The organism is Hydrocarboniphaga sp. (genome assembly GCF_028291725.1).
Classification (GTDB): domain Bacteria; phylum Pseudomonadota; class Gammaproteobacteria; order Nevskiales; family Nevskiaceae; genus Hydrocarboniphaga.
Genome location: NZ_JAQGNT010000006.1, coordinates 1 through 22,951, shown reverse-complemented (window position 1 = coordinate 22,951; position 22,951 = coordinate 1). Strand labels below are relative to the sequence as shown.

Here is a 22,951-nt window from a genome sequence, read left to right as displayed (position 1 = left end):
CATGCCCCCCTCGGCTACGGCTTGCCCGTGGCGCAGGCGCAGCACAAGCTCTACGAGTTCGTGAAGCTGCTGCAGGACGCCGGCGTCGAAGTGACTACGCGATCCATATCACCCGATGCCCGCGGCGACGAGCTGTCGTAGGCTAGCCAGGCGAACCCTTCGGCGGAGACGAAGTGACTCGAAGCCCAGCTTCCGACCATGCAGTGGCGCCGCCGATCCGGTGGTGGGCGATGACGTTCTCGATCCTGGCCGTCTACGTTCCGCTCGCGTTGCTCAAGCGCGGCGGCGCCTCGTCGCTGGAATGGGTGCTGACGGCCGCTGCCATGCTCGCCTTCATCGGGCTCAATGCGGCGGCGGTGGCCTGCTGGCAGCGGCAGCGGCCGTTCCGCTGGGTGCCGGGGCTGCTGGTGGTGATCGGCTTTCCGCTCGCAAGCGGCAATGCCGCCGCGCTGATCTTCTTCACCTTCGCTGCGACGATTCTGCCGTGGGCCGAGAACGGTGCGACCACGTGCACCGCAAAAAGCCTTGCACTGTTGATCGCAGTGGAATGGCTGCGGGCCTGGACTGCGCCGGCCGAGATCGCCGCACTGTGGTGGATCGATGTGCCGATCTTCAGTGCCGTCAACGCTGCCGGCAGCCTGTGGGTGGTGCGGATGACGCTCGGCATACGGCAGTTGGGTCATGCGGCGGCTCGCGAGCGTATCGCCAGCGAGCTGACCGCTGTGCTCGACGGTGCGCTGATCCACATCGTCGGCGAATCGGAGCGGGCACAGCGCAGCATGGCGCGGCCCGACGACGCGCGGCGCCATGTCGATCAGATACAAGCGATCGCGCGGCGTGCGCTCGCCGAAGTCCGCGCCAGAATCCGCGACTACCGGGCGGAAGCACCCGGCTCCGACGACAAGCGCGCCGAGCTGTCGGCTACCGCGCCAATCAACTGGTGGCCGATGATCTTCGCGATCTACATCGTCTACCTGCCGCTCGGCTTCCAGCGCAGCGGAGGCGGCAGCGCGATCGAGTGGCTGGCCGTCGATCTGGGCGTCGCGGCTTTCGTGGCGCTGTTGGCGATTGCCGTGGTGTTCTGGCAGCGGCGTCGGCCGTTTCTGTGGGTGGTCGGCGCACTGCCGCTGCTCGGTGCGCTGTTCGCGGAGCGCGTGCCGACGGCAGCACTGTTCTTCACTTTCGCCGCCGCGCTGGTGCCCTGGGCCGTCAATGGCGACATCCGTCGGACCTTGAGCTTCGTCGCGCTGCTGATCGCGGCCGAGCTGCTGACGGGCCTTTGGCTTGCCTCGCGCCTGCCGGCGCAGGCTACGGGTCTCAAGGCCTGGTGGTGGGCGACGATCCCGATCTTCACGGCGATCGAGGCGGCCGGCTATCTATGGGCGGTGCGCATGAGCCTGCGCCATCTGGCTCTGGCCAAGGCCGCGGAGCGCGAGCGCATCGCGCGAGACCTGCACGACGTGATCGGCCATACGCTGTCGCTGATCGCACTGAAGTCGGAACTCGCTGGCCGCCTGCTCGTCGAGCACCCGGATATCCCGCGCGCGCAGGCCGAGATCACCGATATCCAGCAAGTGTCGCGACACGCGCTCGCCGAGGTGCTGAGCACGATACTCGGCGAGCGCGTCGAAACCCTGGAGCGGGAGCTGGAACGCGCGGCCGGCGTCGCACTCGACTGCCGGCAAGAAGTTCTGAATCTCGGCTCCGCGCAGCAGGGCATCATCGGCCTGGCGCTGCGCGAGGCGGTCACCAACGTCGTGCGTCACGCGCAAGCGCGCCGCTGCTCGATCCGTCTGCAGCAGGAGCACGATCTGTGCGTGCTCGAAGTGCAAGACGACGGCTGCGGCGGCGGCGTGGAGGGCAGCGGCCTGCAGGGCATGCGCGAACGCATCGAAGCACTCGGCGGCTCGGTGCTGCGCGAAATGCCGGCCGGCACGCGCCTGACGGTACGGCTGCCGGTTCTGCCGCTGTCGCCATGATCACGGCCGACGACACGATCAGTGTCGCCATCGCCGAAGACCAGGCGATGGTGCTGGGCGCGCTGGCGGCGCTGCTTCAACTGGAGCGCGACATCCGCATCGTCGCACAGCTACGCGACGGCGAAGAGGCGCTGCAGGCCGTGCTGGCGCAGGCTCCGGACGTGCTGATCACCGACATCGAGATGCCACGCATGAGCGGCATCGAACTCGCCGCGCAGCTCAAAGGCAAGAGCGCGACCAAGGTGATCGTGCTGACGACGTTCGCGCGGCCCGGTTATCTACATCGCGCGATCGAGGCCGGGGCAAGCGGTTATCTGCTGAAGGACAGCCCCGCGCGCGAACTGGCCGACGCGATACGCCGGGTGCATCGCGGCCAGCGCGTGATCGATGCGGCGCTGGCCGCCGAAGCCATCGGCGACCGCGATCCGCTGACCGAGCGCGAGCGCCAGGTCCTGCAGCTGGCCGGCGATGGCGCGTCCGGCGAGGCCATCGGGAAAAAACTCAGCCTCTCGGGCGGCACCGTCCGCAACTATCTGTCCGAAGCCATCAGCAAGCTCGGCGCGGCGAATCGCGTGGAGGCCGCACGCATCGCGCGCGCCAGGGGCTGGCTTTAGCGAGCGCCGCGCGTAGGTTGGGGTGAGCGCAGCGAACCCCAACATTCATTCGCGCCGATGTTGGGGTTCGCTGCGCTCACCCCAACCTACCCGGCTCAAGCTGTTTTAAACCTTTCACTCCGACCCCCTGACATTTGTCATGCCGAAAGCCTGACATCCGGCACTGGCCGGCATCGCGCGCTACGCACAAGCTTTCCTCAACGCAAAAGGAGAGCGAGCGATGGCGGCAATGGTTTCACTGCGCAAGGTCAGCAAGCGTTACCGGCGTGGCGCGCAATCGGTGCCGGTGCTGGAGTCGCTGGATCTCGAGGTCGAGGCCGGCGAGTTCCTCGCGCTGATGGGGCCGTCCGGCTCGGGCAAGACCACGCTGCTGAACCTGCTCGGCGGCCTGAGTCGCGCTGACCAAGGCGAGGTCCGCGTTGCCGGCGCGCGCCTGGATCAATTGTCCCCGCGAGCACTGGCGCGCTGGCGTGCGCGCCACATCGGCTTCGTGTTCCAGTTCTACAACCTGCTGCCGGTATTCAACGCGCAGCGCAACGTCGAGCTGCCGCTGCTGCTGACCAAGCTGTCGCGCGAACAGCGGCGGCACAACGCGCAGGCCGCTCTCGCGCTGGTCGGCCTTGCAGACCGTGGCGCGCACCGGCCGTCCGAGTTGTCGGGCGGCCAGCAGCAGCGTGTGGCGATCGCCCGCGCGCTGGTCGCCGATCCCAGCCTGCTGATCTGCGACGAACCCACCGGCGATCTCGATCGCGCCAGCGCCGACCAGGTTCTCGATCTGCTGCGCAGGCTCAACCGCGAGCAGAACAAGACCATCGTCATGGTCACGCACGATCCGCGCGCCGCGGCTTATGCCTCGCGGCGGCTGAACGTCGACAAGGGGCAGCTCGGCGACGACGCGACGACGGTTGCGGCCACATGACGCGCGCCGATCTGGTCTGGGCCGCGCTGCGCCGCAGGCCGGCGCGCACCGCGCTGACCTCGCTGTCGATCGTCACCGCCTTCTTCCTGTTCGGTGTGATCGAGGGCGTCAACGTCGGCATCGCCACGATGGCGGGCGCAGCCAACCCGCATCACCTGCTGGTGTCCAGCCGCCTGAGCATGGGCACACCGCTGCCGGTCGCGCAACTGCAGCGGATCGCCGCGATATCCGGTGTCGATGGCGTCGCTGGCCTGGCAATGCTGATGGGTTCGTATCGCGATCCGCGCAATGTGATGCCGGTCGTCGGCGTCGACATCGCCGCACTGTTCCGCATCTACGAAACCCAGATGATGGCGCCGCCCGAGCAGCTTGCCGCTGCGGCGCATCTGCGCACCGGCGCCATCGTCGGACGCATGCTCGCCGAGCACCAGGGCTGGAAGGTTGGCGACCGCGTACCGATCCAGATGCCCGGACTGCGCAAGGCCGATGGCTCGTCCGATATGAGCTTCGATATCGTCGGCATCTACGACCGCGATCAGCCCGACACCGCGACCTGGCTGGTCGCCAACTACGACTACATCAACGAATCGCGCCTGCAGAACCGCGACAGCGTCTCCCAGATCGCGGTCGGCGTCACCGATCCGGCGCGCACCGCGCAGATCGCACAGGCCATCGACGACGCTTTCGCCAATTCCTCGAACCAGACGCTGACGCAGACCGAGAAGGATTTCGTCGATTCGCTGTTGCGCCAGGTCGGCGACATCGCCTTCGTGCTCGACGCCATCGTCGGCGCGGTGCTGTTCACGCTGCTGTTCCTGACCGCAAACACGATGGCGCAGTCGGTACGCGAGCGCATCCCCGAACTGGCCTTACTGAAATCCCTGGGCTTCAGCGACGCCGCGGTCGCCGGGCTGATCGTGATCGAGGCGCTGCTGCTCTGCGGCGCGGCGGCGATGCTCGGCCTCACCGCCGCGGTGGCCGTGCTGCCACTGATGACCAACCGCCCGGCGCTCGGCATCGGTGCCATGCATGTGCCGCACGCGGTGTTCGCGGCGGGCGCGCTCGCGGCAATTCTCGTCGCCCTGGTCAGCGCGCTGCCGCTGGCGGGCAAGGCACGGCGGCTCGATATCGCCAGCGCGCTGTCCCACCGCTGAGGCCGACCCATGCACGCCGTTCACCAGATTCTCGCCGTCACCTCGATGAACCTGCGCGGCCTGCCGCAGCGCATCGCGCCCTCGCTGGTGGTGGTGACCGGCATCGCCGGTGTCGTCGGCGTGCTACTCGCCGTGCTGGCCTTGTCGCAAGGGCTGAGCCGCTCGCTGGTGACGAGCGGCCGCGCCGACCGCGCGTTGCTGCTGCACGCCGAAGCGAACTCGGAGGCCGCCAGTGCGCTGACACGCGACAGTGTGAGCAGGATCATCGACAGCGCGGGCATTGCGCGCGATGCCCGCAACGAGCCGATCGCTTCAGCCGAAGTGCCGGCGACGCTGCGCCTGCCGCGCCGCAGCGATGGCGCGCTCGGCATCCTCACGGTTCGCGGCGTCGGCGAGAAGCTGCCGGCGCTGCGGCCGGAGATTCTGATCAATGAGGGACGCATGCCGGCGCGCGGCCTCAACGAGCTGATCGCCGGGCGCGCGGCGCGCTCAGGCTTCGCCGGCCTGGACATCGGCCAGCACGTCGTGCTCGGCAATGCCGACTGGACCGTGGTCGGCAGCTTCGAAAGCGGCGGCGACGCGCACGAATCCGAACTGCTCGCCGACGCCGACACGCTGCTGTCCGCCTACCAGCGCGCGAGCTTCAACGCGGTCACCGTGAAACTGTTGGAACCAGCCGCATTCGACACCTTGAACCGCGCGCTTGCAGCCGACCCGGCGCTGGCCGTGACCGCGATGCGCGAATCCGACTACTACCAGCAGCGCTCGCAGAAATTCGCGAAAGTGCTGGCCATCGTCGCCAGGCTGGTGGCTGCGATCATGGCGATCGGCGCGGTGTTCGCGGCGCTGAATTCCCTGTATTCGGTGGTGAGCGCGCGCACTGTTGAGATCGCGACCTTGCGCGCCATCGGCTTCGGCGGCGGCGCAGTGATGATCTCGGTGATGGCGGAGGCGCTGCTGCTGGCGCTGGTGGGCGCCTGCGCCGGCGCCGCGCTGACCTGGCTGTTGTTCGATGGCCACATGGTCAGCACGGTCGGCGGCGGCGGTGTCGCCAATGTCATCTTCCGCCTGCATATCGGCGGCGGGCTGATCGCCGTCGGCATGCTCTGGGCCTGCGCGATCGGGCTCATCGGTGGCCTGCTGCCGGCGATCCGCGCAGCGCGGCTGCCCATCGATACCGCGCTGCGCGCGCAATGAGAATCCGCGCGATGAAAGCACAGGTCGCGGGTTCGTGCGTATGAATGCGGTCGGCTATCCGGTCTGCCAGCCCTGGGCTGTGAACGCGGCTCCCAAGGTCGATGCCGCCGCCGCGACTGGGCATGTCGGGATTCTGTGGACGCGGCGCAAGCCGTAGTCGATCTTGCCGAGCCCGACGGTCTGCTAGACCAGCACCCGCTGCGCAATCGCATAAAAGCGCTTGCGCTCGTCCATGCCGTTGTAGCCGCCGTTGATGCTGAGGCTGATGAATTCGACCGGCGACACGTCGATGACATTGCCCTTGTACTTTTTCTTCAGGACGTCGCCGTCCGCATGGTTGGCGGCGTCGTTCAGATTTCGCGTGGTCCAGTATTCGCAGGCGCTCCAGACCGCGTATTCGGGCTGCTCCAGCAGTTCCGGATTATTGACGAACAGATCGCGGCGGCCCTGTTTGATACCGAGTTGCAGGTAGTTGCCACGCCCGGTGGTCTGGAAGATGCCACGGCCCTTGAAGCGCACACCGTCGCCGGGCTGGGTATTGCCCAGGTCGGCGCGGCCTTCGTAGGCGCGCCCGGAGGCGTACTCGCGCAAGGTGTTGAAGTGGTCGGTCTCGTGGCAGGCCTGCGCCAGGAAGTGGCTGAACTCCTGCGGCGTGTCGATCTCGTAGGCCGGGCAGGTGGCGTTGATCCACTGCGACAGCGCCCCCATTCGTGGCGTTTCTTTTTTTTCGGCGATTGAGGCCAGCTGCGCTGGCGTGATGACATAGGGCATAACCGTCTCTCGGTAGCGCTCGCAGCCAGGCTGCAGGATCGATTTGGAATCAGGATTTCGTCGTCTCGTCGCCGGCATCGTTACCCGCGGCCGGCTCTTGTCGGTCGGGCTTCAGGCTGGTGCGGAGCCTGACCAGCTGGTTCAGCAGATCGAACCAGAACGAGGCGCCCGCCGACAGCGCCAGACCGGTGAGCAGCAGCCCGATCAGCTTCGTCAACCCATCGCCGAAGCCGGAGTCGGCGCCGAAACTGCGCCGGAACTGGCCGTTCTGCCATCCGAGTGCTAGCCCCAGCGATTCGGCGAACTGCTGGTTTTCCTGGATCAGCTGCAGCTGCCTGGCGAATTCGTCGGCCGCCGTGGGAGTGGTGACGGCGCCTGCCGCGCTCGATGCCGGCTCGACTGTCGGGGCAGCATCGCCGCTGCCGCCGCCGACCGCATCCGGCGGCACCGCGCCGGCATCGGCCGGAGGGTTCTGCTCAGCAGTGGTCGCGGCCTGCGCGCCGGCACCGGACGCCGCCTGCGATCGCTGCTCGACGTACTGCGCCGCGCTGTCGGCGATACGGTCGGCGAGCTGCGGATCCATCGCCAGCGTGCGCACGATCTGGATCGAGTCGACGTTGGCAAACACCGCCAGCGCCAGGCCGATACCCAGCAGCATCGCGCGCGCGTAGCGGCCGAACCAGCCGCCGACGCGGTCCATCGACGCATTGAAATGCGCGACGATCTCCGCCTCCAGCGCCTGCGCGTAACTCTCGCCCTGGGCCAGCGCGCGCTGGCCGACCAGGCGCTGCGCAAATTCCCTTAGCCTGACGAAGGGATCGGTGCCGGCGTTCGCCGCGCCCGCCGCATCTTCGGCCAGCATCAGCACCGCGCGCGCAAAATGTTCAGGCGGAATATAGGACGGCAGCGCGTGCGCGCGCTCGGCGAAATCGCCCTCGTACAGGCTGCTGATCAGCGGTTGCTCGTAGAACCGCCGCAGATCCGCCAGTGGATCCGGGGACAGGCGGCCCAGAATCTCCTTGACGCCCTTCGCCAGCAATTTGCCGCGCTGCCGGATCAGGCCCTCCAGCAATTCGAAAATCGCCGATGCGATGGTGCTGAAGATCAGATACACCAGCGTCAGCCCGATCAGCACATTGAGCAGTTGCAGTATCATTTTTTTGGACTCCCGGCGGCTGGCTTGGGCCACCACACTTCGAGCACGCCGCTATCGGCGCGGCCCTGAAAGCGCGGCTGGTAAACCAGCTTTGCGCTGGCCCCGCCGCCGCCACAGAATTTGGAGTCGAGCGCCTGTTCCAGTATCCGCGCCGCGGGCTGGTCGGCCGGATAGGTGTAACGGATCTCGAGTTGCTGCGGAGAGCGCTGCGGACCCACGGTTTCGATGCCCGGCGATTTGAACGGTGCTTGCGCATTGAGCGCCGTCCGCAGGATTTCGGCATCGGTTTTCGCGTCCGAGTCCGGCACCTGGATGAAGACGCGTATCCGGCTGGTGTTGTCGGCGGGGCTATCGACCAGGCATGGTGCTGGTGGCGGTGGCGGCGACGCCGTCGTGGCCACCGGCGCAGCCGGACTGGCGCTTTGCGGCGATTCGCTGCTGCCGGACGAGGGGCCGCCGGACCCCACCATCTGCGACGCTGCGCCCAGTTGCAGCAGCATCACGTCGCGCTGGGCCGCGACCTGCTTGAGCTGGGTCTGCAGCAGCTCGATCTGCGTGGGCTTGGCGGCGACGGCGGTCGCGGGCGTGCATTCATCGATCGCGGAGCGCACCGCGGAAGAAAGGCGGTCGCCGGCCGGATTGCCCTGCGGCGGTATCATCTGCTGCAGCTCGCCCAGCCAGGAACCGATGCGCGCCTGGGACGAGCACTGGCAAACGCGCAGCTGCTCGTCGCTGGTGCGGCGCAGGCGCATCGCCGCATACAGAATCGCGCGGGTGCGGTCCGCAATCGCCTGGTTGCCCAGCTGCGTCGCGGCGAAGAACAGGCGTGTGCAGAACTCGGGTTCCGTGGTCACCAGCTGCCGGCCGCTGAGCGTCTCCTGCGGCTGCGCGACGACCAGCGCGGCCTGCAGCGATTCCGCGGTGGCCTTGTCGGCCTGTATATCCAACGCATGCTGGCGATCGCTCGCTTCCTTGAGCCGAGTGGCCTTGTTTTCCTGCAGCGTCTGCTGCTCGGTATGGCGCTGTTCGTTGTGTTGCCGCTGCTGCTGGCTCTGCTGGTAGATGCCGGCCACTACCGGCGACATCGCCGCCAGTACCGCAACGATGCGCGCGCTGCTGCCCATTTTGCCGGAGCTGCGGCTTGCGTTGGCCATTGCCGATCAGAGCGCCGGCCGAACGGCGATGGCCGGCGGCGGCGGCGCTGGAGGCTCGCCTTTCCAGCCTGCTATCACCGCCGCGAGGTGTTCGCTCCAGTCGTCGTCGCCCGCCGGCGGATAGACGCCGTCGGCGAAATCGTTGCTGGACAGGCCGGCCAGCTGCAGGTGCGGCTTCTCGAAATCCAGCGGCGCCAGGCCCGCTTCGCGGCCCAGCGCCTGCATGCGCGCCCACCAGGGCGCCCGAGGCCCGGCGGTGTCCCAGCTCCAGGCGCCGTTGTCGAACAGCACCAGGTCGGCACCCAGCCCGAACTGGTGGTACGAACGCCAGGGCAGCGCCCGCGTCACGATTGCACCCGGCTTGGTCCGGCCCTGCGCGTAGAGATCGGCCTGCCGCTCGGGGTATCGAAAACCCTCGAACAGAAGGAACGGAATTTGCTCGGCCTTGAGTTGGTCGAGCACCTGCGTCAGTGCGCGCCGGAACGTCGGGTGCAGCAAGGTCGGATCACGATTCACACGCAATGGCTGCATCACACGGCTCCCGGCGGACCACCCCGTTGCAGGCTGCGCGCAAAATGGCCCGCCGCACAAGTCCGTAAAAGTGGACAATGTGGACTCGATCACATGCCGTAGTTCGTCATCAGCTCGCCCGGAGATTCGGCTTCATGCAGAGCTTTCGCTATTACGATTTTTTCGTCGGCGGCGTCGTCGCCGTGTTGCTGTGCTCCAATCTGATCGGGCCTGGCAAGGTCTGCGAATACGACTTCCCGCTGATCGGCACGCTGGCGTTCTCGGCCGGCAACCTGTTCTTCCCGATCGGCTACATCTTCGGCGATGTGCTGACCGAGGTTTACGGCTATGCGCGCGCACGTCGTGCGATCTGGGCCGGCTTCGCGGCGATGATCTTCGCCACCGTGATGACCTACGTGGTGCTGGCGATGCCGGTCGCGGACGACCCCTACAACCGCGTGCTGCAGCCGGCACTGGAAACCGTGTTCGGCAACACCTGGCGCATCGTGCTCGGCAGCATGGCCGCGTATTGGGTCGGCGACTTCCTGAACTCGCTGGTGATGGCCAAGATGAAGCTCTGGACCCAAGGCCGGCACCTGTGGACGCGCACCGTCGGCTCGACCGTCGTCGGCCAGTTCGCCGACTCGGCGCTGTTCTACCCGATCTCGTTTCTCGGTATCTGGACGACCAAGGCGCTGATCAGCGCGGTGCTGTTCAACTTCGTGTTCAAGGTGATCGTCGAGGTGGTGATGACGCCGCTGACTTACGCGGTGGTGAACTGGCTCAAGCGCGTCGAAGGCGTGGACACTTACGACACCCACACCAACTTCAATCCGTTTTCGCTGAAGGATGAAGGCGAGCGGCGCAGTCAGGCCTGAGCCGGCGATGACATCGGCAACGGCCTCGCTGCTGGTCAATATCGATGTCGCCGATCTGGCGCAGGCAACGGCGTTCTATACGGCCGCTTTCGGTTTGAAGATTGGCCGTCGTTTCGGCGACGGCGGTGTCGAGCTGCTGGGTACGTCGGCACCGATCTATCTGCTGGTCAAGCCGGCGGGCTCGGTCGCCAACTCCGCATCGGCTGCCACACGCGACTACACACGGCACTGGACGCCGGTGCATCTGGATTTCGTCGTCGACGATCTGCCGCCTGCGATCGAGCGAGCGCTAGCGGCCGGCGCTGTGCTCGAAGACCCGATGCGCAGCGCAAACTGGGGCCGCATCGCCCATTTCGCCGATCCTTTCGGCAACGGTTTCTGCCTGCTGCAGTTCCTGAATCGCGGCTACGACGAGGTCGCCGATCCGGCGGCTTGAAGATCGCGGCCGCTGCGGGCTATCCGTAGGTCGGCAATCCTTTGCCGACGTGGGGCCTTGGTTGCGCATCGGGCTGTCACGTCGGCAAAGGATTGCCGACCTACGGATCATTGAGCTTTCGCTTCATCATCGGTAATGACGAGGGACCGGCGATCAGCGCCGACGCCGGCGCTGCTGTGACATCAGCTGGCTCAGCATCATGTCCAGCTCGTCGTCTTCGTCCGCCTGCCCGATCCGGTAATCCCTGAGGCTCGCCTTCAGATTGCGGATGTCGCGGAAGCTGGCCAGGTCTGCCTTCAGATACTTGAGCGCCGCTTTCATTTCGCGGATGTCGGCGTCCATCGCGCGCTGTACGTCGTCGGTGGTCAGGCCGCGCGACATGCGGCCGCCCATCATCAGCAGGAACGGGTCCATCAGCTGCAGCTGTTCTTGCTGCAAGCGCTGAAACTGCTCCTTGAGCACGAAGTTGTAGTGCCGCAGCCGCTCCTGCGCCAGGCCCGCCAGTGAATCCGGACCGATCTGCTCGATGCGCAGCTGCAACTGCAGCAGGGCCAGCAGATCGCGGGCTTCGTAGGCCTGATTGACCTGCTGCATCAGCTCGGTCTTGCGGGCGCGCTGTTCGGCATCCTGCTCACGATCCGGGTGCAGTTCGCTGACGAGCTTGCGATAGATCTCGCGGATCGACTGGCTGGCACCCTGCTCGGCCTGTTCGCGGCTCGCGTCGCGTGCAGCAGCTTTCGCGTTTTTCTTGCGAGCCTTGTTGGCCCGGGGCGGCTCGTCTTGCCGGGATGCATCCACCTGCTCCGCGATCAGCTCCGCCAGCTCCTCGGGCGAGGCCGCGCTATGCTCAGGGTCGATCTCGATACCGAAAATCTCGCCGGCCATGGCCCGGATGTCGTCGAAATCGCCGTCGCCGCTGTCCCCGAACGGGAAATCGCTGTGCTTTTCGTACAGCCGCAACAACTCGGCGTCGGCCGACTCGCCCAGTAGTTCCGACAACTGCCCGAGCACGATGTCGCGAACCTTGTCGCGCTGCTTCTTGCCCAGTTCGCGGCTGTTCATGGCCTGGTCCAGCAGCCCGACCATCGCGATGCGCGCGTCGCGCAGCTGCTGATTCAGCGGCGCAATCTCGTCTGCGTATCGTCGCTGGTAGACCGACCCGTAGTCGCGCCACTGCTGCACCGACTGCCGCAGCGCCTCGATCTGCGCGATCAGCTTGTTGAACAGCTTCTGCTCCTTGCCGAGAATCGGCTGGCTGCCGGCCACACCCGGGTTTACCGGGATGACGCTGCGATCGTTGTCGAACAGAGAGGCCTGCTTCATGGTCAAGAGGGAACACGGGGACGGCTCATTGTTTCGTGTCGTGAATCTGCTGTCCATATGAAGAGCCGCGTAGGGCGGGAGGAGCGCAGCGTATCCCGCCGTCTTGCCGCGAAAGGCGAGATGCTCCCGCCCTACACTTCCGCGTTAGCGGCTATTGTGTATCGGCCGCCGCCTGCGCCTGCAGCAGCAGCCGATCCAGATCTTCGCGCCGCAGATAACGCCCTCCGACAACGACGGCCGCGATCGCCTGGGTGTTGCGGATACTGGCCAGCGGATCGCGGTCGAGCAGCACCAGATCGGCGCGCAAGCCGGGAGCGATGCTGCCGAACTGAGAATCGCGATGCAGGAATTCCGCGGCGTCGCGCGTTGCCGACTGCAGCGCTTCCATCGGCGTCAGTCCGGCGTCCACCAGCATTTCCAGTTCCTGATGCAGGCTGAAACCGGGGATCGAAAACGGATCGCCGGCGTCGGTGCCGGCGAGGAAGCGCACGCCGGCGCGGCGCATCGGCGCGATCAGTGCGCGGTCGCGCTCGTAGTAGCGTCGCTGAATATCCTCGTCGTCGGCGTCGCGTCCCTGCAGCCGATGATCCTGCTGCGGGTCCCACAAGGCCCGCAATGAGCGCGGCACATAGCGGCGGTTCGGATCGGCAGCCAGGCTCGCGTCCGGATAGGCGAACGCGCGCCGCTGCACCAGTGTCGGTGTCTGCCAGGTCTTGTTGCGCACGAAGTGCGTGTACAGCTCGGCGCAGCGCGGCTCGCTGTAGCTGTCGAGCACGCCGTGCAGATACAGGCGACGCAGGCTTTGCCGCTCGCCGGATTCGTCGCTGGCCAGCGAGCGCGCCTTGATCCGCATCAGCTCGTCCTCGCGGCTGGAACACGCGAACAGCACATTGAACAGATGCTCGATGCTGGCCTGGCCGGCATCGGAGGCCTCGCGCGCCGATACCGAGAACGGCACATGGCCGGCAAATGGAAGGCGCTGCTTTTTGGCCTCGTCGGCAATCGCGAAATAGGCCTCGCGCGACAGCCGGTTGTAGACCTTGATGAAGTCCGCGCCCTGGCGCGCCAGCAGGTCCACCTGCATGCGCGCGGCGGCCGCATCGGCGACGACCACCGAGATGCTCGGCAGCTGCGGATATGGCCCGTCGAGTATCGGACCGGCAGCGACGATTTGCGGCCCAAGGCGATGGCCGTCGGCGATCTCGCGCCGCAGCTGCGCGATTTCATCGAAGGAAAAATTCCCGCCCATGTCGCGCACGCCGGTGACGCCATTGGCGATCAGCAGCGGGAAATAGGCTTCGGGCCGGCCGCGCCGCAACAGATGCACGTGCATGTCCCACAGGCCGGGGATCAGGAACTTGCCGCGGCCATCGATGTACTGCGCGCCCGCCGGCATCGGCGTCTTTTCGGGAGCGCCGATCGATGCAATGCGGCCGTCGATGATCAGCACTGCGCGGTCTGGCTGCGGCGGCGCGCCGGTGGCGTCGATCACGCTGACGTGCGCGATCAGCAGCGCGGGGTCGGCAAGCGCCGATGTCGTCACCAAGGCCAAGCTACATGCGAGACAGCGGCTTAAGAAACTCAATCGACCTCCACGCTGTAACTCCCTCCCCCGCCTGCGGGGGAGGGCGGGGGTGGGGGCGCGAAGTCGCGGAGCAACTCTGTCGTCTCGCCCCCATCCCAGCCTTCCCCCGCAAGCGGGGGAAGGAGCGAAAAGCTGCATCGTCCGGGCTATAAGGCGCTGAGAATTTCCTGCTGCATCGCCAGCGCGACCGCGCGCGGATCGGCCGCGTCGCGGATCGGGCGGCCGACGACCAGATAATCGGCGCCAGCCTTGATCGCCGCGGTCGGCGTCATCACGCGCTTCTGGTCGGCATCGATCCGGTTTTCGACCGGCCGTATGCCCGGCGTCACGCAGATCAGTTCGCGCGGCGCTTCCTTGCGCAGCTGCTCGACTTCCAGGCCCGAGGACACCACGCCGTCGCAGCCCGCCTGCAAGGACCGGCGCGCGCGCGACAGCACCAGCGCCGCGATGTCGCACTTGAAGCCGAGGTCGTCGAGATCACCCTGGTCGAGGCTGGTCAGCGCGGTCACCGCCAGCACCTTGGTGTTGCCGGTCTTGGCGCCCGCCGCGGCCTGCATGATCGCCTGGTTGCCGTGCACGGTGCAGAAATCCGCACCGCGCTCGGCGAGGTTATGCACCGCGCGCGCGACGGTTTCGGGGATGTCGAAAAACTTCAGATCGACGAAGACTTTCTTGTCCTGTTGCTTCAGCCAGTCCAGCAGTTCGAAGAAACCCGGCGCCATGCACAGCTCCATGCCGATCTTGTAGAACGTAGCAGCGTCGCCGAGCCGGGTGACGAGGCCGCGCGCGGATGCAGCGTCGGGCAGGTCGAGCGCGACGATCAGGCGGTCGGCGGCGGTCGGCGTTTCGCGGAGAGCGGGCATGGAAGGCATCCGATAGGGTCTCTCCGGCATTTTCTCATGCGTGGCCGGCGGCCCGCTGGCGCCGGCTGAGGATCGCCGATACGATATACATCTGATCTACGCGTATATCCACCAGGCTGATCCAGGAGCTTCCAATGCAGATCGCCAAATGGGGTAACAGTCTGGCCGTGCGCCTGCCGGCCAGCCTGATCCAGGAACTTGGCCTGCGGCCCGGCGATGAAGTGGAGGTCCGGCCCAGTCGCGATGCCGCAGGTCAGGTTCGGCTCGATGTGTCCCGCAGGCCCAGCCCTCAGGAAATCATCGAGCCGCTGCGCAAGTTCTCGGGCCGGCTGCCCGAGAACTACCGCTTCGATCGCGACGAGGCCAACGTGCGGTGAGCCGGCGCGCTTTCGCCGACAGCAATGTCCTGCTCTATACCTTGAGCCCCGAGGCCAAGGCCGCGGTGGCGCGGACCGCGCTGGCCCGGTCTCATGTCCTGAGCGTGCAGGTACTCAATGAATTCGCCAACGTGGTACGCCGGAAGAAGCTGCTGAGTCCGGCCGAAGTGCGCGAGATCGAACTGCAACTCCGACAGACGCTGGAAATCATGCCGATCACGCTGGATCTGCACGAGTCCGCGCTGGATGTCAGCGAGCGCTACGGTTTCAGCTTCTACGATTCACTGATCGTCGCATCGGCGCTGCAATCCGGCTGCGACACGCTCTATACCGAAGACCTGCAGCACGGCCAGCTGATCGACAAGCAACTGCAGGTCGTCAATCCCTTCGCCTGAGACGACGTAGCGGGCCTGCCTCGATCGGAACGCTGCTCGTAGGTCGGCAATCCTTTGCCGACGTGTACCTTGGATGCGCAATCTGGGCCTCACGTCGGCAAGGGATTGCCGACCTACGCGTCGAGCGCCTCGCCAGTTTCATCATCGCGGGTGGCCGACGGCCGGTAGCTTGGGGTGAGCACAGCGAACCCCAGGCATCGTCACAGCGGCGCGAACAGCGCTTCCAGATCGGCCTCGTCGAAGCGCAGTTCGGTGGTCGCGCCGCCCTCGAACACCGCCCGCGCCAGCTCCGCCTTGCGCGCCTGCAGCGCCTGGATTTTTTCCTCGACCGTGCCGGCGCAGATCAGCCGGTAGACGAACACCGGCTTGTCCTGGCCGATGCGGTGCGCGCGGTCGGTGGCCTGGGCCTCGACCGCCGGGTTCCACCATGGGTCGTAGTGGATCACGGTGTCGGCGGCGGTCAGGTTCAGACCCACGCCGCCGGCCTTCAGGCTGATCAGGAAAACCGGCACTTCAAAGGACTGGAACCGGTTCACCAGGTCTTCGCGATTGCGCGAGGCACCGGTCAGCATCAGGTAGCCGATCTTGGCGGTGTCCAGCGCCGCGGCGATCAGATCGAGCATTTCGGTGAACTGCGAGAACACCAGCACGTGGCGGCCTTCATCGGCGAGGCCGCGCAGCAGGGTCAGCAGCAGATCGAGCTTGGCGGACTGCGGCACGCGGCGCGCGCCTTCGAGCTTGACCAGCCGCGGATCGCAGCACACCTGGCGCAGTTTCAGCAGCGCGTCGAGCACGATGATGCTGCTGCCGGAGGCACCGCGATCACCCACCACTTCGCGCACTCTTTCGTGCTGCGCCAGCCGCAGGGTTTCATACAGCTCACGCTGCCGGCCTTCCAGCTCGACCAGGCGCAGGATCTCGGTCTTGGGTGGTAGATCGCGCAGCACGTCTTCCTTGCGCCGCCGCAGCATCAGCGGCGCGATGCGCGCATTCATCCGGTCGCGCGCCTCGGCGTCGCCGTGCTTCTCGATCGGCGTGCGGAAGTGGCGGGTGAAGCGCTTCTCGTCGCCGAGCACACCCGGCTCGACCGCGTCGAACTGCGCCCACAGTTCGCCGAGATGATTCTCCAGCGGCGTGCCGGTCATCGCGATGCGCCGGCGCACGCGCAGCGCACGTACCGCGCGGGCGGCCAGCGTCCGCGCGTTCTTGATCGCCTGCGCCTCGTCGAGCACCAGCAGCGCGAAATAGTGCGCGCGCAGCGCCTCGCGATCGCGGCCCAGCAGCGGATAGGTGGTGATGACCAGATCATGGGCATCGATGCTGGCGAAATGCCGGCGCCGGTCACCGCCATGCAGCACCAGCACTTTCAGATCGGGTGCGAAACGCTGCGATTCCGCGCGCCAGTTGCCGACCAGGCTGGTCGGGCACACCACCAGTGCGGCGCCGGCATCGCCGCCGAGCCGGCCGCGCTGTTTCTCTGCCAGCAGATGCGCAAGCACCTGCACGGTTTTACCCAGGCCCATGTCGTCGGCGAGGATGCCGCCGAGGCCAACATCGGCCAGAAAATTCAGCCAGCCCAGACCTTCGCGCTGATACGGCCGCAGCTCGGCCCGGAAACCCACAGGCGCATCCGCGGCGACCGCGGCCTGGCGCAGCTGCTCGATGCTGGTCCGCAACGCGTCGCCGCCCTGACGCAGCACGCCGCTGCGCTCGATCTGCTCGATCACGCGGCTTTGCAGCCGGCTCAGGCGCAGGCTGTCGCCGGCTTCGTTCGGCGAATCCAGCCATTCCAGCAGCGGCTCCAGCAGCGCGCGCAGCCGCGACAGGCGCAGCGGAACGCGCCGGCGATCGTCGATCGCCACCAGCAGCACGGCGTCTTCAGCTTCGTTCTTCGGCCGGCGGCGCGGGAAGCCTGGATCGGTGATCAGCTTGCGCAGGATCGGCAGCAGATCCACGCGCCGGCCCTCGATCTCGATGCCCAGGCTCAGATCGAACCATTGGTTGCCGCTGTCGGCCACATCAACGCGCCAGGCGTCCGGCTCGCTGGTCATCGAATACGGAAAGCGCGGATCGAATTCGAGCCTGAAGCCGGCCGCGGACAAGCGCGGCAACAGCACCAGCCAGTGATCCGGATCGGCGAGTTCGTCGCGGCCGCGCTCGAACACGTAATCGCCGGTGCCGAAGCCCGGTGGACGCGGACGGATGCGCGTCGACACCAGCTGCGCATTGGTCAGGCGCAGCGCCTCGAGTTTCTCGCGTGCCTCGTTCTCCGCGGAGCGGCGGCGCAGGATCTCGTAGACGCGGCCGGCGCTCTCGCCGCGCTCGTGCGACGGGCCCTCGGACGGCAGGCGCCAGCCTTGATAGTCGAAACTCAGGCGCGCGCAGGCACAGGCCGCGCGCAGCGTGGTCTGGCGCAGCGTGCGCTGATAATCCTGCAGCCGCAGCTTCAGCACCGGCACCGGATCGGCCTCGATCAGAATCGGCACCGACGTGTACTCGCTGTCGCTCAAGCGGGCTCCTTCAGCAGCGCGGCGATGCGCTCGGCACCGGGCGAACCCTGGGCTTTGAGTTCCTGCGCGAACTGCGCAACGCGCCATTCCTCGAGCAGCCAGCGCGCGCTGTGGAACGGCCCTGGCAGCTGCGAGACGAGCTTGCGCAGCGGCAAGGTCATGTCGATATCGCGCTGCGGCTTGTTCGGCAAACGCTGCAGACGGATGCCGATCGCCTTGAGCCATACCGCGACACGCGGCCACTGGGCCTCCGGCAGCGCTTCGACGAAGCCCGGCGCCAGCATCGAGTCGATCTGATAGCTCATGTCGGCGATCGAATCCGGCCAGTGCTTGTCGAGCGCGCGGAGGCTTTTGCGCAGCTCGGTGGCGCTCAGCAGCCAGGCGCAGACATCGTCGAGCAGCTTGACTGCCAGCCGGCCGAATTCGCCGCGATGCTGCACTGCTTCCTTGAATGCGGCTTCGCTGCGCAGCTCGGCGAGCTTCCAGGTCTTTGCGGCGGCGCGCTCGGCGACGGCGAGCGCGATCACGTCCGGATCGTAGCGGCCGCCGATCAGGGCGAGACCGATCCTGGATTTCGCGGTCTTGACCAGGTCGCGCACGCGATCGGAGAGTTTGGACAGCAGCAGCGCGCGCACGCCGATAATGTGCGCGGAACGCGCGGCGTCCGGTGATTCGAACAACGCCAGCCTGATGGCGGGAACTGTAGGAGCGGACCTTGTCCGCGATTCTTCCAGCTCGCGCTGACGTCGAGAATCGCGGACAAGGTCCGCTCCTACAGGAGTAACTTCCAGCGTCGTCAGCGCCGGCCAGGCGCGCGCCCCATTCGCCAGATCCACATGCTCCGGCAGATCGCCGAAATCCCAGTCCTTCACGTCGCTGCGCACCCAGCGCCTGGCGACATCTTCCCGCTGCGCGCTGACCGCGATGGCGGCGCGCGCCGGCTCGGCCTGGCCCTTCTTCAAGGCGCTCAAGGACTCCGCGCGCGCCAGCACCTTGCCCTGCGCATCCTCGAGCACCAGGGTCGGCTTCAGATGCGCCGACAACTTGGCGATATCGAAATCATCCGGCTTCAGCTTGACGCCGATCATCGCATCGAAATGCCGCGCCATGCTCGACAGAAAGTCGCCTTCGTCGACCTGCATGCGCGCCGACAGCGCATTGGCGTATTCCGCGGCCGGCGTGCACTGGCGGCGCAGGTTCATCGGCAGGCTGCGGATCAAGGCCTCGATGCGCGGCGCCAGCAGGCCCGGCACCAGATAGTCGAAGGGCGCATCGGGCAGCTGGTACAGCAGGCTCAGCGGAATGTGAAAGCTCACGCCGTCTTCATCCTCGCCGGGATCGTGCTGATAGCTGAGCTGCAGCCTGTGTCCACCGATGTCGATCCGATCGGGGAACAGATCCTCGACGTCGGCGTTGGCGCCGGGACGCAGCACGTCCGGCTCTTTCATCTTCAGGATGCGGCCCGGATCACCTTTATCTGCGCTGGCCGTGCGCAGCCAGGCTTTCAGATTGTTGGCGGTGCAGACGTCCTTCGGAATGCGCTCGTCGTAGAACGCGTAAAGCTGCGACTCGTCGCCGAGCAGATCCGGCCGGCGCATGCGCGCCTCCTTGTCCTGCACGTCCTCGATGAGCTTCAGGTTATCGGTCAGAAAACGCGGCTTTGCGACCCACTGGCCGCGCACCAGGCCCTCGGTGATGAAGATGCGGCGCGCGTCGACCGGATCGATCGAGCCGTAATGGCAGTTGCGCTTCAGCAGCTGCAGACCGAACAGCGTGTGGTACTCGGTGCACTGCACTTCGCCGCGCTCGGCGTTCCACAGCGGATGCGTGACGGTCTTCTTGACCAGATGCGCGCCGACTTCCGACAGCCATTGCGGCAATACGTCGGCATTGGTGCGCGCGAACAGCTGGCTGGTCTGCGACAGCTGCGCCGACAGCAGCCAGGCTGGCGGCTTCTTGGCTAAGGTGGAGCCCGGAAAAACGCGGTATTTGCGCCCGCGCGGACCCTGGAATTCCGGGCGCTCGTTCTTCTCGGCCGGCAGGCGCAGGCCGATGTGGTCGATCAGGCCCGCGGCGAGCGCCTTGTGGATCTGCGGGTAGAGTTCTTCGAGTTTCTCCTGCGACGGGAACTCGGCTCGCGTACCGCTCTTGTCGCGTGTCATGTCGACGATCTGCTTGTAGACCGACTCCCATTCCTCCATGCGCAGGTAAGACACGTATTGCTCGCGGCAGATCTTGCGCAGCGCGCGGTTGGATACACCCTCGCTCCATTTCTGCCACTCGCGCCAAAGGTTCAGCAGCGTGTAGAAATCCGAGCGCGCGTGGCGCCAGACCGCGTGCTTCTGCCGCGCCTGGGTCTGCTGATCCGGCGGCACTTCATGCGGGTCCTGCACCGACAGCGCGGCGGCGAGTACGCAGACCGCGTCCTGCTCCTGGCCTTTGCCGGCGGCGACGATGCGCGCGATGCGCGGGTCCAGCGGCAAGCGGGCGAGCTCGCGGCCCAGCGGCGTCAGCGCGCGCTCGTCGTCGAGCGCGCCCAGCGTCTGTAGCAGCCGATAGCCTTCGGACACATGCCGATTCTCCGGCGCATCGACCCAGGGAAAATCATCGACGTCGCCGAGACCCAGCGCGGCCATCTGCAGAATTACGCCGGCCAGGTTCGCGCGCAGCACTTCCGGATCGGTGAACTCGTCGCGACCCTGGAAATCAGCCTCGGTATACAGCCGCAGGCAAGTGCCGGGGCCGATGCGGCCGCAGCGGCCGGCGCGCTGATTCGCGGCCGCCTGGCTGATGCCTTCGATCTGCAACTGCTGCACGCCGAGCCGCGTCGAATAGCGGTTGACCCGCGCGGTACCAGTGTCGACGACGTAGCGGATGCCGGGCACCGTCACCGAGGTTTCGGCGACGTTGGTGGCGAGCACGATGCGCGGCGCGCTGCCGCGCCCGAACACGCGGTCCTGCTGCTCGGCCGGCAGCCGCGAAAACAGCGGCAGCACTTCGGCGCGCGGAAAGCGGCCCGGCAGCGAGCGCGCGAGGTCGCGAATCTCGCGCTCGCCTGGCAGGAACACCAATACGTCGCCAGGCCGGCCACCGCCGGCCCAGAGTTCGTCGATGCCGTTGCCGACCTGGCCTTCCAGATCGAGATCCGGATCGGGTTCGCGATAGCGCATCGTCACCGGGAAAGTGCGGCCTTCGACCCTGATGATCGGCGCCGGACCCTTGGAGCCTTCAAAGTGCTTGGCCAGCCGTTCCGGATCGAGCGTCGCCGAAGTCACGATCAGCTTCAGCTCCGGTCGGCGCGGCAGCAGCCGCTTCAGCCAGCCAAGCAGAAAGTCGATGTTGAGGCTCCGTTCGTGCGCCTCGTCGATGATGATCGTGTCGTAGGCGCTCAGCTCGCGGTCGCGCTGCAGCTCGGCCAGCAGAATGCCGTCAGTCATCAGCTTGACCAGGCTGGCGTCGGACACGCGGCGATCGAAGCGGGTTTCGTAGCCGACCAGCTGGCCGAGCGGGCTGCCGAGTTCCTGCGCGATGCGGTTGGCGACACTGCGCGCGGCCAGCCGCCGCGGCTGGGTATGGCCGATCAGCCCGCGCGTGCCGCGGCCCAGCTCCAGGCACAGCTTGGGCAGCTGCGTGGTCTTGCCCGAGCCGGTCTCGCCGCACAGCACGATCACCTGGTTTTCTTGGATCGCGCGGCCGATTTCCTCACGCGCCTGGCTGACCGGCAGCTCTTCGGGGAAGGTGATCAGCGCCGGACGCAGGCGCAGCCGGTTCTCGGCCTTCAGCAGCGCGGCGTCGAGGTCGCGACTGAAGCGCGCCAGATCCACCGCCTGGCCGCCGGCCGCACGCCGCAGCAGCCCGCCGAGACGGCGCTCGTCGGCAATCAGCAGCCGCTCGCTGGCCGCCTGATAGCGATCCAGCAGCTCGGCAGGCAGGGCAGCAGCGGCAGGGGCGGGACGGCGTTGCAAGGAGGGGATCGTTCAGGTCCGCGAAGGCAGGCTATAAGAGGCAGAGCCGGCCATTGTCCGCTGCCGAGCGGTCCGGAAGCCAGCCAGCCGAGGCCGGGTCCGGCTCAAAATCAAAACCGCCGCGCCCGCCAGGAGGTAGCCCGTGCCCAGGACCCGCAAGCTGATCGCTGCAGCGGCCGCGCTGGCCGCGCTGCTCGTCGCCGGCTGCAGCAGCATCGGCCTGGTCTACAACCGGCTCGACACCCTAGCCCATTTCCAAATCGGCCGGTATGTCGATCTGAATCCGCAGCAACGGGCGGATTTCGACTCACGTTTCAACGCGCTGTGGGCCTGGCATCGGCGCAGCCAGCTGCCGCTCTATGCCCACGATTTGCGCGAGCTGGCGCAGACCGCGGCGGCGCCGCTGACGGTGCAGCAGCTGCAGCAGATCGGCGAGCGCTGGCGTGAACATGCCGACCGTACGACGCGGGAATCGCTGCGCGTTGCCGCGCCGACACTGGCGGCGCTCAGCGAGCCGCAGCTGCGCGACATGCTGGCGGCGATCGACAAACGTGCCGCCAAGGAGACCGGCAAACAGCAAAAGCTCGACGACACGCAATGGCGCGAAACCCGGGTCAAGGAAGCCGCAGAGCGGCTGGCCGAGTGGGCCAGCTCGGTGACGCCCGCACAACGCCAGCGCATCGATCTCTGGGCCGACAGCCTGAAGCGGCCGCCACCCGACCCGCAAGCCGCGCGGCGCCGGCAGTTCGCCGAGCTGCTGAAGACGCGCCGCGACGCCGGCTTCGAGCAGCGCTTGCAGGACTATGCGTTCGCGCCCTTCACCGGCGAGATCGCCGAAATGAACGAGCCGCAGACTCAGGCCAGCCGTCAACTGCTGGCGGATCTGAGCGGCATGCTGACCGCAAAGCAACGGGCTTATCTGCGTGACAAGTTAAACGATATGGCAGCGCAGATCGACGAGCTGAGCCGGTAACCGGTAGGTTGGGGTGAGCGCAGCGAACCCCAACGTTTGTTCCGCGCCGATGTTGGGGTTCGCTACGCTCACCCCAACGGACATGGCGACTCGCGCCACCCCTGATGATGAAAGAGACTCGTGGCGTGTTCGGAGAATAACGGTACATTGTTTTCGCCGATTACATGGGAAAACAAAGCACGTTAGCTGTAG

19 protein-coding genes are annotated in these 22,951 nt (G+C 66.8%); 10 read left to right on the top strand and 9 right to left on the bottom strand.

Features of this window, described 5'->3' with window-relative positions; all coding sequences use genetic code 11:
* The first annotated feature begins 173 nt into the window (after positions 1-173).
* The 5 genes from JWQ90_RS01445 to JWQ90_RS01425 all read left to right on the top strand — a co-directional run bounded on the left by JWQ90_RS01445 (position 174) and on the right by JWQ90_RS01425 (position 5,863).
* Positions 174-1,979, top strand: coding sequence for a histidine kinase (locus tag JWQ90_RS01445; protein ID WP_299688259.1), 1,806 nt, complete (start codon positions 174-176; stop codon positions 1,977-1,979).
* Positions 1,976-2,593: a response regulator transcription factor gene (locus JWQ90_RS01440; RefSeq protein WP_299688257.1), complete on the top strand. Its 618-nt coding sequence runs from the start codon at positions 1,976-1,978 to the stop codon at positions 2,591-2,593. The genes JWQ90_RS01445 and JWQ90_RS01440 overlap by 4 nt, the downstream gene beginning before the upstream one ends.
* Positions 2,594-2,813: 220 nt before the next feature.
* Positions 2,814-3,512, top strand: a complete 699-nt coding sequence (locus JWQ90_RS01435; RefSeq protein WP_299688255.1) for an ABC transporter ATP-binding protein — start codon at positions 2,814-2,816, stop codon at positions 3,510-3,512.
* Positions 3,509-4,666: an ABC transporter permease gene (locus JWQ90_RS01430; RefSeq protein WP_299688252.1), complete on the top strand. Its 1,158-nt coding sequence runs from the start codon at positions 3,509-3,511 to the stop codon at positions 4,664-4,666. Before JWQ90_RS01435 ends, JWQ90_RS01430 begins: the two co-directional genes overlap by 4 nt.
* A gap of 9 nt (positions 4,667-4,675) precedes the next feature.
* A complete protein-coding gene (locus tag JWQ90_RS01425; protein WP_299688249.1) occupies positions 4,676-5,863 on the top strand; it encodes an ABC transporter permease in 1,188 nt (395 codons plus the stop codon).
* A gap of 183 nt (positions 5,864-6,046) precedes the next feature.
* Here the strand turns inward: JWQ90_RS01425 and JWQ90_RS01420 are convergent, their stop codons facing one another.
* From JWQ90_RS01420 to JWQ90_RS01405, 4 genes are read right to left on the bottom strand one after another with little or no spacing between them, the layout of a single operon-like run.
* Positions 6,047-6,634, bottom strand: coding sequence for a hypothetical protein (locus JWQ90_RS01420; RefSeq protein WP_299688246.1), 588 nt, complete (start codon positions 6,632-6,634; stop codon positions 6,047-6,049).
* A gap of 49 nt (positions 6,635-6,683) precedes the next feature.
* Positions 6,684-7,790, bottom strand: coding sequence for a hypothetical protein (locus JWQ90_RS01415; protein ID WP_299688243.1), 1,107 nt, complete (start codon positions 7,788-7,790; stop codon positions 6,684-6,686).
* Entirely contained in the window at positions 7,787-8,944 is a 1,158-nt protein-coding gene (locus tag JWQ90_RS01410) for a hypothetical protein (RefSeq protein WP_299688240.1), read from the bottom strand. Before JWQ90_RS01410 ends, JWQ90_RS01415 begins: the two co-directional genes overlap by 4 nt.
* Positions 8,945-8,950: 6 nt before the next feature.
* On the bottom strand, positions 8,951-9,475 hold the full coding sequence (locus tag JWQ90_RS01405) for a M15 family metallopeptidase (RefSeq protein WP_299688237.1): 525 nt from the start codon (positions 9,473-9,475) through the stop codon (positions 8,951-8,953).
* A 134-nt stretch (positions 9,476-9,609) separates the two neighbouring features.
* Between JWQ90_RS01405 and JWQ90_RS01400 the strand changes: the two genes are divergently transcribed.
* Both JWQ90_RS01400 and JWQ90_RS01395 read left to right on the top strand, forming a co-directional pair.
* Positions 9,610-10,332, top strand: a complete 723-nt coding sequence (locus JWQ90_RS01400; protein WP_299688234.1) for a queuosine precursor transporter — start codon at positions 9,610-9,612, stop codon at positions 10,330-10,332.
* Positions 10,333-10,339: 7 nt separating this feature from the next.
* The gene (locus JWQ90_RS01395) at positions 10,340-10,768 is read left to right on the top strand and encodes a VOC family protein (protein ID WP_299688231.1); all 429 of its coding nucleotides are present in this window, start codon (positions 10,340-10,342) and stop codon (positions 10,766-10,768) included.
* Between the two features lie 153 nt (positions 10,769-10,921).
* Here the strand turns inward: JWQ90_RS01395 and JWQ90_RS01390 are convergent, their stop codons facing one another.
* The 3 genes from JWQ90_RS01390 to pyrF all read right to left on the bottom strand — a co-directional run bounded on the left by JWQ90_RS01390 (position 10,922) and on the right by pyrF (position 14,548).
* On the bottom strand, positions 10,922-12,091 hold the full coding sequence (locus tag JWQ90_RS01390; RefSeq protein WP_299688228.1) for a J domain-containing protein: 1,170 nt from the start codon (positions 12,089-12,091) through the stop codon (positions 10,922-10,924).
* A gap of 151 nt (positions 12,092-12,242) precedes the next feature.
* Positions 12,243-13,634, bottom strand: a complete 1,392-nt coding sequence (locus tag JWQ90_RS01385) for an amidohydrolase family protein (protein WP_299688290.1) — start codon at positions 13,632-13,634, stop codon at positions 12,243-12,245.
* A gap of 188 nt (positions 13,635-13,822) precedes the next feature.
* Complete coding sequence (pyrF, locus tag JWQ90_RS01380) at positions 13,823-14,548, bottom strand: orotidine-5'-phosphate decarboxylase (RefSeq protein WP_366919403.1); 726 nt, start codon at positions 14,546-14,548, stop codon at positions 13,823-13,825.
* A 125-nt stretch (positions 14,549-14,673) separates the two neighbouring features.
* Between pyrF and JWQ90_RS01375 the strand changes: the two genes are divergently transcribed.
* The gene (locus JWQ90_RS01375; protein WP_299688222.1) at positions 14,674-14,916 is read left to right on the top strand and encodes an AbrB/MazE/SpoVT family DNA-binding domain-containing protein; all 243 of its coding nucleotides are present in this window, start codon (positions 14,674-14,676) and stop codon (positions 14,914-14,916) included.
* Positions 14,913-15,311 (top strand): PIN domain-containing protein, encoded by a 399-nt coding sequence (locus JWQ90_RS01370; protein ID WP_299688219.1) that lies wholly within the window; start codon positions 14,913-14,915, stop codon positions 15,309-15,311. The genes JWQ90_RS01375 and JWQ90_RS01370 overlap by 4 nt, the downstream gene beginning before the upstream one ends.
* Positions 15,312-15,511: 200 nt before the next feature.
* On the opposite strand, the gene JWQ90_RS01365 is transcribed toward JWQ90_RS01370, so the two are convergent.
* Both JWQ90_RS01365 and hrpA read right to left on the bottom strand, forming a co-directional pair.
* Positions 15,512-17,821, bottom strand: a complete 2,310-nt coding sequence (locus JWQ90_RS01365; protein ID WP_299688216.1) for a DEAD/DEAH box helicase — start codon at positions 17,819-17,821, stop codon at positions 15,512-15,514.
* Entirely contained in the window at positions 17,818-21,786 is a 3,969-nt protein-coding gene (gene hrpA / locus JWQ90_RS01360) for an ATP-dependent RNA helicase HrpA (protein ID WP_299688213.1), read from the bottom strand. The genes JWQ90_RS01365 and hrpA overlap by 4 nt, the downstream gene beginning before the upstream one ends.
* A gap of 142 nt (positions 21,787-21,928) precedes the next feature.
* On the opposite strand from hrpA, the gene JWQ90_RS01355 reads away from it, so the two are divergent.
* Positions 21,929-22,759 (top strand): DUF6279 family lipoprotein, encoded by an 831-nt coding sequence (locus JWQ90_RS01355; protein WP_299688210.1) that lies wholly within the window; start codon positions 21,929-21,931, stop codon positions 22,757-22,759.
* Positions 22,760-22,951: the final 192 nt, after the last annotated feature.